The organism is Burkholderia glumae LMG 2196 = ATCC 33617 (genome assembly GCF_000960995.1).
In the GTDB taxonomy this organism is placed as follows: Bacteria; Pseudomonadota; Gammaproteobacteria; order Burkholderiales; family Burkholderiaceae; genus Burkholderia; species Burkholderia glumae.
Genome location: NZ_CP009434.1, coordinates 280977 through 292490, shown reverse-complemented (window position 1 = coordinate 292490; position 11514 = coordinate 280977). Strand labels below are relative to the sequence as shown.

The following is an 11514-nucleotide window of genomic DNA, read 5'->3' as shown; positions in this document are numbered from 1 at the left end:
GGGCTCGACGCAGACCGCGGTCCGGCTCGGCGTGCGGCATCAGTTCCGACGGCGCGGCAGCGCCCGGGCGGCGGCGTACCCGGCAAGCGGGCCGAACGCGGGGCCGCGCCTGCCCGCGAGGCCCCGCGTGACGGGGGCGTTACAGCATCCGCCGCAGCACGTCGTGTTCCGGGTTGCGGTCGAAGAAGCGGTGCTTCAGTGCGCCAAGCACGTGCAGCACGACGAGCGCGAGCAAGGTGTAGGCGAGCGTCGCGTGCAACCACTGAAACGCCTCGAACCAGCGGTCGTTCTTCGGCAGCAGCTCGGGGACGCGGAAAAAGAAGAACGGCACGCCGTCGCTCTGCGTATACGTGCTGGACATCGAATAGCCCATCAGCGGCACGCTGACCGCCAGCGCATACAGCAGGTAGTGGCCGATCTTGGCGAGCCTGCGATCGAGCGTCGGCAGGGTGGGGGGCAGCGGCGGCACCGGCTTCATGGCGCGAATCGCCAGTTGCGTGACGACCACCAGCAGCGTGAGCACGCCGAACTCCTTGTGCGTCGGGTAGTACCAGTCGAATTTGGCCGGCAGCTTGTCGTCGAGCCGGACCATCGTCCATCCGGTCCAGAGTTGCGCGCCTATCAGGATCGCCCTGACCCAGTGCAGCAGCCGGAGCGCGAGCGGGTATTTCTGCGCGGTGAATGCAATGGCCTGGCTTTCCATGTGACTCGTCTTCCTCTCAAGCGACATTGCAATAAGCGGAACGCCGGCCGTTGGCTGCGGCGTGCCGCGCCGATCTTCGTCGCCCGCCGGCAGGATGACGAGGCTCGTGAACCTTCGGCGAGCTGTCCATGCGGCGGACGGTGTCGCGCGCTCAGGCGATCGCGCGCGAATCCGCGCAGCATTCCTGCAGCGCTTCGCGCAGCGTCACCGCCATGAAGTCGGCTTCGTTCTGCTGCAGCGTCAACGGCGGCGACATCACGATCTTGTTGGCGATGGCCCGGACCAGGACGCCGCGCCTGCGCGCGGCATCGGCCACACGCGCGGCGAAACCCTTGGCCGGATCGAGCGGCGTGCGGCTGGCCTTGTCGGTCACCAAGTCGAGCGCGAGCATCAGCCCCTTGCCGCGAACGTCGCCGACGGTCTCGAAGTCGGCCTTCAGCGGCAGCAATTGCGCCAGAAGGCGCTCGCCGACCCGAGCCGCGTTGCCCGGCAAGTCCTCGCTCTCGACGATGTCGAGCACGGCGAGCGAGGCGGCGCAGGCTAGCGGATGGCCGCTGTAAGTATAGCCGTGCATGATCACGTGCGAGAAGCCGCTGCCGTGTTCGATCGCTTGCGCGATGCGGCCGTTGTACAGCGTCGCGCCGAGCGGCACGTAGCCGGCGGAAATGCCCTTGGCGACGCACAGGATGTCGGCGGCGACGCCCCAGCCGCGGCTGCCGAGCAGGCTGCCGGTACGGCCGAAGCCGGTGACCACCTCGTCCGCGATCAACAGGATGCCGTTGCGCTCGCACACCTCGCGCACACGCGGCCAGTACTCGGCCGGCGGGACGATCAGGCCGCCGGCGCCCTGCACCGGCTCGGCGACGAATGCCGCGATGGTCTGCGGGCCATGGAACGCGATCGTTTCCTCGAGCTGCCGGATGCAGTGCTCGACGAGCTGCCGGGGATCCTCGCAGTTCCACGGATTGCGGTAGAGCCACGGCGTATCGAGCAGCACGCAGCCGGGCAGCAGCGGGCCGTGATTGTAGTGGTAGACCCCGTTGCCGCCGATCGACGTGCCGCCCATGTGCACGCCGTGATAGCCGTTGCGCAGCGACAGGAATTTCGTGCGCGACGGCTCGCCCGCGGCGACCCAGTACTGGCGAGCCATCTTCAGCGCGGTCTCGATCGCGTCGGACCCGCCGCTGCCGAACATGACCCGCTGCATGTCCTCCCGGGCGAACATCGCGCACAGGCGGTCGGCCAGATCGTAGACGCGCGGGTGGGCGACGCCGTCGAAGGTCTGATAGTAGGACAGCTCGTCCATCTGCCGCGCGATCGCGCTTTTCACTTCCGGCCGGTTGTGGCCGACGTTGACGTTCCACAGGCCGCCCACGCCGTCGAGCATGCGGTGGCCCTCGACGTCGAACACGTAGTTGCCGTCGCCGCGGGCGATCACGACGGTGGGAGTCGTATGCCCGGCGGCTGCCGAGCTCATCGGGTGCCAGAATCGCTTTTGACGCTGTTGATAGTCCATGGTGGGTCTCTCTCGCGAAGTGCTTGAACAGATGGCCGCGCCGGGTGCGCCGCCGGATTACAGGGCCGCGGTGACGAGCTTTTCCTCGAGGTAGGAATCGAGCGCGGCCGTCGAAAGCTCGCGCCCGATCCCGCTTTGCTTGGTGCCGCCCCAAGGCAGGCGGGCGTCGATCGGGCTCCACGCGTTGATCGCGACGGCGCCGACGTCGAGCCGCTCGGCGACGCGGTGCGCGGTGCCGAGCTCGCGGGTCCACACCGAGGCGGAAAGGCCGAACGGGGTGTCGTTGGCGATGCGAACGGCGTCTTCCTCGGTCTCGAACGGCATGACCATGCCGACCGGGCCGAACACCTCGTCGCGGGCGATCCGCATCCCGGGATGGACGCCGCCCAGTATCGTCGGGCGCATGAAGTAGCCGCGCGGCGGCACCTGCTCGTTGCCGGCGAGCATGACCGCCCCTTCGGCGAGCGCGCCGTCGACCAGCGCGCGGACCCGCGCCAGGTGCCGCGAATTGATGAGCGCGCCCATCTGCACGCCGGGCTCCGTCGGCGGCCCGACCCGCATCGCCCGCGCCGCATCGGCAAGCCGTTGCTCGAGCGCAGGCGCGATCGAGCGGTGCGCGAGCACGCGCGAACCGGCCGCGCAGGTCTGCCCCTGGTTCGCGAACATGCCGGCCATCAGGGATGGAATCGCGCGGTCGAGATCGGCATCCGCGAAGACGATCTGCGCGGCCTTTCCGCCGAGTTCGAGCGTGACACGCTTGAAGGTCTTCGCCGCCTCGCCCGCGATCGCGCGGCCCACGTCGGTGCTGCCGGTGAAGCTGACCTTGCTCACCAGCGGGTGCGCGACCAGCGCGGCCCCGACTTCCGCACCCATGCCATGCACGATGTTCACGACGCCGGCGGGAATGCCGGCCTCGCAGACCAGCTCGCCGAGCCGGGCGACGGCCAGCGGCGCGTCCTCGGACGGCTTGACGACCACCGGGCAGCCGGCCGCCAGTGCCGGCGCGAGCTTCCAGACCGCGATCATCAACGGCGCGTTCCACGGGATGATCAGGGCGGCGACACCGACCGGCGCGCGCCGCGTGTAGCTGAGCGTGGGGCGGCCCATGAAGCCCTCGGTAGGGATCGTGCGGCCTTCGAGCTTGTCGGCCCAGCCGGCGAAGTAGCGCAGCGTGTCGATGCAGATCGGTAGGTCCATCATGCGCATCTCGGCCGGCGGACGTCCCTGTTCGACGGCCAGCCGCTGCGTCAGCGCCTCGCCGTCGCGCTCCACCAGGTCCGCCAGCCGAAGCAGCCAGCGGGCTCGGGCCGGGCCGCCCGCGCCTGCCCAGGCGCCGTCGTGCAGCGCGGCGTGCGCGGCGCGCACCGCGCGATCGACGTCCTCGGCGGCCGAGGCGGGCACCGAGGCCACGAAGTCGCCGGTCGCCGGTGCAGGCTTGTCGAAGGTACGGCCGGCCGCCGCGTCGCAAGGCCGGCCATCGATCAGATTCTGAATTTTCATCATGATGTGCGTGTCTCCAGGGACGAAACGTCGTGCGCGACGCGGCGGCGAGGGCGGCGCGCCACGTGCTGCTTTGTCGTCGATGCACTGTATGTCGATGCCATGGCGCGCCTTGTCCGCTATCGGCAATCGTTGCCGCGCGGCCGGGATAGGGAATACCCGTGCCGGCGCGCGCGACCGCGCGGTGCCTCGGCAGCCGGGATGCTGCGGCGCGGGCGCCGCGCGACGACGGCGCGGCACGGCACCGTCCGGGCAGCGGCTAGCGGGCGGGCCGTCCGAGTTCGCGGTACAGATCGGGGTCGCTGCGCTTCAAGCGCAGCGCGGCGCGGACGCCGAGCGCGCCGACGGCGGCGAGGAAATACGGAAACATCGCGACCAAGGCCGAATCCGATCCGCTCAGCACGGACAGGTTGCGCACCACCAGCACCAGGCAGGCACCGAGCGCGATCATGCTGAAGAGCGGGGCGATCAGGCGATGCACGAGGCCGGCGTCCCGGTGGTCGCGCGCGAAGAACGCGATCACCGAGGCGGCCACCAGGATCTGCACCGCGATGATGCCGATCGTGGCCAGCGCACTCATCCACGAGAACACGACCGTGAACGGGTCGAGGCGAAAGGCTGCCGATCCGCCGATGGCCGCGAGCGCGATCAGCGTCTGTGCTTTACCGGCGACGTCCGGGCAACGATGCACCGGGCAGGTATGGCCGAGCCGGCGCCACAGCACGCGCTCGCGGCCCATTGCGTAGAAATAGCGCGTGATCGTGTTGTGGAACGACAGGATGGCGGCGAAAAGGCTCGTGACGAGCAGGACGTTCATCGCGTCCGTCGCGATCCCGCCGAGCAGCCGGCCGCTGACGGCAAACCAGAGATTGGCCGGATCGCGCGCCGCCTGGGCGGCGATCGCGCGCTCGCCCCAGGCCTCGACGATCGCCCACGACGACAGCGCGTAGAAGGCCATGATGAGGATCACGGCCAGGTAGGTGGCGCGCGGAATCGTGCGCTTGGGGTCGCGCGCCTCCTCGGAGAAGATCGCCGTGGCCTCGAAGCCCATGTACGAGCCGAGCACGAACACCAGCGCGGTGCCCAGCCCCGGCGCGAACACCATCGCGGGGCTGAACGGCCTGGCGCTGAAGCCGCCGCCGGCGCCCGCGCCGTGCGCGACGATCGCCAGATCGAGCAGCATCACGATCGCGATTTCGCCGATCATCAGCGTGCCGAGCAGCCGGCCGCTGAACTCGATGCGCCGCGCGCCGCAGACGTGCACCGCGACGACGCACGCGAGCGCGAACGCCCACCACGGCACGTCGACGCCGTAGTGCCGCTGGATGCTGTCGGTCAGGAAGAAGCCGAACATGCAGTAGATCGCGACCTGCACGGCGTTGTAGGCGACGATCGCGATGAACGCGCCGCCCACGCCGGCCGGCCGCCCGAGCCCGTTCGCGATGTAGGCGTAGAACGCGCCGGCATTCGAGATGTGCCGGCTCATCGCGGCGTAGCCGATGCTGAAGATCAGGTACATGACACCCGCCAGCACGAATACGCCGGGCACGCCGGGGCCGTTGCCGAGCGAGAACGCCGCGGGTGTCGCGCCGACCATCGCGGTGAGCGGCGCGGCCGCGGCGACGACGAAGAAAACGATGTGTGGAAGGCCGACGGCGTTCTTGCTGAGCCCTGTTTCTGACCTGGGTGACGTGTCGTTCATGAGTAGTCCCGCTGGCCGGATCGTTCGTCGGGGATCGACGCCGGCATGCCTGATCGAGATGCCCGTGCCGCACGCCGAGGGTGACGAGCCGGCAAGGGATGCCGGCGGCCGACGGCGACGCGGGGAGGCGCTTGGTCGGCCGCTCGATGCGGTGGAGCGCGCATGAGCCGCCGATGGCGAAAATTTAAGTTGCCGAAATCAGGCGCGTTGTCCGTTATCGGCAATCCGCACGCACCGCGGCGGCAGGGGATTACCCCGACCCGACGCCGCCGTGCGCCGCTCGCGGGCTCAGCTCAGGCGTGGCGTGTGCGAGGGCAGTTCGTGGAAATGCTGGTGGTAGTACGCGGAGAAGCGCCCGAAGTGGCAAAAGCCGAACTGCGCCGCCGCATCGCCGATGCGCAACGTCTCGGGCGTCGTCATGAGGAAGCGCCGCACGGCGTTCAGCCGGATCGAGCGCAGGTAGGCGGTCGGCGTCGTGCCGACCACGTTCTGGAAGCTGTATTGAAGGGTGCGGCGGCTGATGCGCAGGTGGCGGCAGAGATCGATCACCGTGGGTACGTCGTCGCGTTCCAGCGCGATTTCCTGGCTGCGGCGAACGATGTAGCTTTGCGTCGAGGCCGACGGCAGCGCTCCGGGGCCGGGATCGTCGGACTGCACGAGATCGAGCAGGATGTCGACCACCCCGTGCGCGAGCACGCGTTCGTCGAACGCATCGCGTGCGGTGAGCGAGCCGGCCTCGAGCGCTTGGCAAAGCACGCGCTCGAGGCCGGCGAGCGCGTTGCCGTAGCGTGCCGGCGAGATCGGCAATACCGGCTGCTTCAGGATGCGCGCCGGCAGGTTGGCGAGTTCGTCCAGTTCACGATCGGCCGTGAGCGTGCGGTCGATGGTGAAGGCCAGCACCTCGGTGTCGCACGGCAGATGGGCGACGAACTCCTCGCCGCCGCGCAGGGTCAGCAGGCTCGGGCGCTCGACGGCGCGCCCCTGGACCACGGGCGCGCTCGCTTTGGCGATCGGCAGTGCGAAGCAGAGCCGGTCGCGCGGCGCCAGACCGTGCTGCATCACGCGCTGGTTGATGCGTTCGCGAAAGACGTGAAAACGCTGCCCGGCGACCTGGCGCAGCGTGGTCGTCGCGGCACCGGGGCTGATCTGGTCGTAGTGCTGCGCCCAGTTCGCGATCGCTTGGGAATGGAGGAACACATCCGAGAAGCACAGGGTTTCGGCGTGCAGGTTCATGGTGTGGCTGGTGCATCCCGTCTCGAATTCAGTGCCGGCCGAAGCCGGCGCATGCCGCCCGTGCGCGGGCGGCGCGCTCGCGCCATGCGCGCCGGATCATCTGGATCGCCCGGATGACTTGCGCGGGAGTCGTGCAAGGCAGCCGGCTGCGCTGACGATCATAGCCAGACAAAAACATCGGGTGAGGCGATCGCGAGCGCGGTTGGCGTTCGTCGGGCACACATGCGGCAAAGGCAGGCCGGGCGCAATCGAATCGAAAGCAAGCCGGGCAGCATCGGCGCGCCGGAAGTGCAAGCGATGGAATTTAAAAATCCCATTTTAAGGGATTAATATCAAAGAGGTGGCGGGGTTTACACCGACGCGGCGCGATACCTGATCGCGGCGCTGCTAGGTTGGCGGCAATCACGCTGCTTAGCCAGTCCGGCAAATGGATGAAGGCCGCTCGGCGACATGGCGCGGGGCACGGCCTGGCATGCGCCTGATGATGGATGACAATACCGCTATGTGAGATGAAAGCATGGCTTGGCCCTGCTTCTCACGCGCCTGTGCGAGCACGGTCTTGCGGTGCCGCCGACGGCGGATTTTCCGACGCATCGTCGCGAGGGCCCGGTGTGACGGGCCGGCGGCGGAACGATGCGCCTGCCGCCCGGGATTCTCAAAGCGAAACGGTGACGGTCTTTTCCCGCAGGCATGCTTCGACCGCGCGCCGCGACAGGTCGTGGCCGATCCCGCTGTCCTTGTGGCCGCCCCAGGCGAGGCGCGGATCGAGCGGGCTCCAGCAGTTGACGGCCACCGCGCCCACGTCGACCTGGCGGGCCAGTCGATGCGCGCGCGAGAGATCCTGCGTCCACAACGACGCCGACAGCGCGTACACGGTCGAATTGGCGATGGCGATCGCCTCGTCGTCCTGATCGAATGGAATGATCACGCCCACCGGGCCGAAGATTTCCTGCCGGGCGAGCGTGCTGCTTGGGTCATCGCTGGTGAACAGCGTCGGCGCCACGAAGAAGCCTTGCGGCGGCACGGCGCGCGTGCCGCAGATGCGCTGCGCGCCCTCCTGCAGGCCGCGCTCGATGTAGTGCTTGACGCGCTGCTGGTGGCGCTGGTTGATCAAGGCGCCCATCTGCGTGTCCGGGGAACGTGGATCGCCGAGCGCGATCGCATCGGAGGCGGCCGCGAGCTGCTCGGCCACCGTGCGATAGAGCGAGCGGTGCACGAGGATGCGCGAGCCCGCCGCGCAGGTTTGGCCCTGGTTCGCATACAGGCCCATCATCAGGCCCTGGAGCGCGCGTGGCAGGTCGGCGTCCTCGAACAGCACCTGGGCGGCCTTGCCGCCCAGCTCGAGCGTGACCGGCCGGAACGTGCCGGCGAGGTCGCGGGTGATCGAGCGGCCGACTTCGGTGCTGCCGGTGAAGCTGACCCTGGCGACGTCGGCATGCGTCACCAGCGCCCGGCCGGCGGTCGGGCCGATGCCGTGCACCAGGTTGACCACGCCGTCGGGAATGCCCGCGTCCGCCACCAGCTTCATCAGGTGCGTGAGCGCGACGGGGGCGTCCTCGGACGGCTTGATCACCACCGTGCAGCCGGCCGCGAGCGCTGGCGCCAGCTTCCAGGCGCAGATCATCAGCGGCGCGTTCCATGGAATGATCTGGGCGATCACGCCGAGCGGCTCGGTTTCGGTGTAGTTCAGCGTCGGACGGCCCATGCTGCCCGCCGTGGGGATCGTGCGGCCTTCGAGCTTGTCCGCCCAGCCCGCGAAGTAGCGCAAGGTGTCGACCGTCATCGGCACGTCCATCATGCGGATCTCGAACGACGCGCGGCCTTGCTCGCGCGACAGCAGTTCGGCGAACAGCTCGGCGTCGCGCTCGACCAGGTCGGCCAGACGCAGCAGCGCGCGAGCGCGATCGCTGCCGGTGCAGGCGCGCCAGCGCGTCTCGAACGCATCGCGCGCGGCCTTCACGGCAGCGTCCACGTCGGCCTCCGACGAGGCCGCCGCGCTGGCCATCGGCTGTCCGGTTGCCGGTTCGAGCTTGACGAATCGCTCGCCGTTCGCGTTGCCGACGAAACGGCCGTTGATGAAATTGTCGAGGTGCATGATGATGTCGTTCGAGTGAGGCGCGGCGCGCTGGGCGCTCCCGCGGGTTGTCGATGATTGCTCGTGGAGGGCGCGTGATACACCTGGTGGTGCCGGCCGCCTGCTCGATTTGACCCACGATTGGCCTCGACATCTTGTCGTTTCGCGCCCTGCTGCCTGGATATTCGTGCCGCGGGCGAGCGTCTTCGAATGGCGAGTGCATGCCGGCCGGCCCGCCGGTCCACCTGCCTTGTGCCGAACCGAGCCCCCGGAGCTCAAGCCATGACCCCACAAGCCGCAGCGCGTTTCGCGCGCTGGTCCGACGAAGTCCTCGCGATATGCGGACGGTTTCAGATCCGCCCGCCCGAGCATGCCGACCTGTTCCTCGGCGACATCCGGCGGCGCAGCCTCGGCGGCCTCGAGATCGCCGACATCCGCACCAACGCCGGGTCGATCCGGCGCCAGCCGCGCCGCGCCGGATCGCTCGACGACCGGTACTGCTTCCTGGTGCTGCAGCGCGAAGGCGCGGTGCGGGTCGGCGGCGAGCAGGCCGGCTTCGTTCTCGAAGCCGGCGAGATGGCCCTGCTCGATTCGGCGCAAAGCTTCGAAATGCGCCCGCAGGGCCTGCTTCATCAGATGTCGGTGCACCTGCCGCGCGAAGCGTTCGACACCGTGGCCCGCGCCGGTAATGGGTTCGGCAAGCTGTCGAGGCGCGGCCTGAGCGGCCAGCTGCTGCGCGACATGCTGTTGCGACTGACGGTGCCTGCTGACGACGGCGACGTTACGCAGGACGAGGGGGCGGCGCTGCGCGAGGCACTCGGCGCGCTGTCGCGCGGGGCCTTGTGCGGCGAGCCGCCGGGCGGCGACGCGCCGTTGCGCCTGCGCGCGCAGCGGCAGATTCTCATGAACCTGCAGGACGAGGATCAGTCGGTGGCGCGGCTGGCACGGCAACTGGGTGTTTCGCCGCGGCAAGTCCATCGGCTGTTCGAGGGCGCAGGCGAGAGCGTGGGGCGGCATATCATGCGAATGCGCATCGAGGCCAGCTGCCGGGACCTGCTGCGCACCGAACTGCGCGACTGGACGATCACGTCGATCGCGCAGAAATGGGGCTTTGGCGATGCGGCGCACTTCTCGCGCGTGTTCCGCAGGCAGACCGGTGTCTCGCCGCGCGAATTCCGGCTGGGCCGGCAGGCGGACTGAGCCGCGCGCCGGCCCAGCCGGGGCCGGCGGTTCAGGCTGCCGCGCGCGCCACGCGATGGAAGGCGCGGCTGTAGTACACCAGGCCGTCGCCGTCGTGGCGTACCCGGATCCTGGTCGCGCGCACGAAGATCACCGAATGCGAGCCGACCGGCTTGGTCTCCGCGATCTCGCCTTCGACGCTGACCAGCGCATTGGCCAGCACCGGCACGCCCGACTCGCCGCTGGCCCAGCCAGGCAGGCGAAAGCGCTGTTCCATCGTCAACGCCGTCTGGCCGGCGAAATGGCGGGCCAGGGCTTCGTGTTCGCCGGGCAGCACGTTCACGCAAAGCTTGCCGTTGGTTTCGAACACCGAGTGCATGGCGCTCGATCGATTCAGGCAGACGAGCAGTGTCGGCGGCGTATCGGTGACCGAGCAGACCGCGCTCGCGGTGATGCCGCAGCGGCCGGCCGGGCCGTCCGTGGTGATGACGTTGACCGCGGCGCAGAGGTGCGCCATCGCCTGACGGAAGTCGGCATCTGCTTGATGCGGAAGGGACGAGATATCTGACATGGGAGTGAGCCCTTGGATTGAGAAGCGCTGAGCCACGCGGCCCGTGCGCGCGTGCATGACTGCGTGCTTCAAGCGTAAGTCACGCAACGGCTCAAACCTATCGGCGGGAATCGCCTGGCGCTTTGCCTGTTTCCCTAGCGCCCTGAAGAAATTACCTAGTGGATATCCGTGACGAATAAAGGATGCACTTACTCGGTATACTTACTTTGCGCGCGGTTTTGGTCTGGTTACCATGCGAGGTCGAACGCGGCTGCGCGCGGCTGCGTGCGATACGCAAATCAGTCGCGCCGCGCGAGCCCGTTCTGAAACATGGAGCGAGAAACATGATGTCTCCCACCCCGATGATCTACATCGTCGATGATGACAGCGGCATGCGGACCTCGCTCGCCTGGCTGCTCGAGTCGGTCGGCGTGAAGTCGGAAGGATTCGCGAGCGCGGCCGAATTTCTCGAGGCATTCGATCAGAGCGTTCCGTCGTGCCTGATCCTCGACGTGCGCATGCCGGAGCGCAGCGGCTTCGACGTGCAGACCGAATTGAACCGGCGCGGCGCGACCTTGCCGATCATCTTCGTCAGCGGACATGGCGACATACCGATGTCGGTACGGGCGATGCAGAATGGCGCGATCGATTTCGTCGAGAAGCCCTACAACTCGCAGCAGATGCTCGACCGCGTGCAGAACGCGATGAAGCTCGCGATGCAGCGCCATGCCGGCGATCGCCGCCGGCTGGAGCTGCGTCAGCGCATCGAATCGCTCACGGCGCGCGAGCGGGAGGTGCTGCGCGGCGTGATCGACGGCAAGGGCAGCAAGAAGATCGCCTCCGAGCTGTCGATCAGCGTGAAGACCGTGGACGTGCACCGGGCCAGCATCAAGGAAAAGCTCGGGGTAGCGTCGATCGCGAGCCTGGTGCGCGACGTGACCTTCGTATGGGGCGCGCCCGGGGACGGGATGAGCGGGTCGGCCGGGCGTTGAGCCCGGCGCGCGTGTATCGCGCCCGGTGCGCGCCGCCCGCCGGGCGCAGAACCCGCGCGCGTTGC

General features: G+C 68.7%; 9 protein-coding genes. 2 read left to right on the top strand and 7 right to left on the bottom strand.

Annotation, left to right across the window (positions count from 1 at the left end):
* Window positions 1–139 precede the first annotated feature (139 nt).
* From KS03_RS02595 to KS03_RS02570, 6 genes are all read right to left on the bottom strand, one after another.
* The gene (locus KS03_RS02595) at window positions 140–703 is read right to left on the bottom strand and encodes a cytochrome b (RefSeq protein ID WP_012732971.1); all 564 of its coding nucleotides are present in this window, start codon (window positions 701–703) and stop codon (window positions 140–142) included.
* Between the two features lie 151 nt (window positions 704–854).
* Complete coding sequence (locus tag KS03_RS02590; RefSeq protein WP_012732972.1) at window positions 855–2219, bottom strand: aspartate aminotransferase family protein; 1365 nt, start codon at window positions 2217–2219, stop codon at window positions 855–857.
* A gap of 57 nt (window positions 2220–2276) precedes the next feature.
* On the bottom strand, window positions 2277–3722 hold the full coding sequence (locus KS03_RS02585; RefSeq protein WP_012732973.1) for an aldehyde dehydrogenase family protein: 1446 nt from the start codon (window positions 3720–3722) through the stop codon (window positions 2277–2279).
* 256 nt (window positions 3723–3978) lie between these two features.
* Window positions 3979–5421, bottom strand: a complete 1443-nt coding sequence (locus tag KS03_RS02580; protein ID WP_012732974.1) for an APC family permease — start codon at window positions 5419–5421, stop codon at window positions 3979–3981.
* A 288-nt stretch (window positions 5422–5709) separates the two neighbouring features.
* Window positions 5710–6654 carry a helix-turn-helix domain-containing protein gene (locus KS03_RS02575; protein WP_012732975.1) on the bottom strand — a complete coding sequence of 315 codons (945 nt, stop codon included), beginning with the start codon at window positions 6652–6654 and terminating at the stop codon, window positions 5710–5712.
* 655 nt (window positions 6655–7309) lie between these two features.
* Entirely contained in the window at window positions 7310–8749 is a 1440-nt protein-coding gene (locus tag KS03_RS02570) for an aldehyde dehydrogenase family protein (RefSeq protein ID WP_012732976.1), read from the bottom strand.
* Between the two features lie 261 nt (window positions 8750–9010).
* On the opposite strand from KS03_RS02570, the gene feaR reads away from it, so the two are divergent.
* Window positions 9011–9928, top strand: a complete 918-nt coding sequence (feaR, locus tag KS03_RS02565) for a transcriptional regulator FeaR (protein ID WP_012732977.1) — start codon at window positions 9011–9013, stop codon at window positions 9926–9928.
* 31 nt (window positions 9929–9959) lie between these two features.
* Here feaR and hpaC read toward each other — a convergent pair whose 3' ends face one another.
* Window positions 9960–10478 (bottom strand): 4-hydroxyphenylacetate 3-monooxygenase, reductase component, encoded by a 519-nt coding sequence (hpaC, locus tag KS03_RS02560; RefSeq protein ID WP_012732978.1) that lies wholly within the window; start codon window positions 10476–10478, stop codon window positions 9960–9962.
* 323 nt (window positions 10479–10801) lie between these two features.
* On the opposite strand from hpaC, the gene KS03_RS02555 reads away from it, so the two are divergent.
* Complete coding sequence (locus tag KS03_RS02555; protein WP_012732979.1) at window positions 10802–11449, top strand: response regulator transcription factor; 648 nt, start codon at window positions 10802–10804, stop codon at window positions 11447–11449.
* Window positions 11450–11514 lie beyond the last annotated feature (65 nt).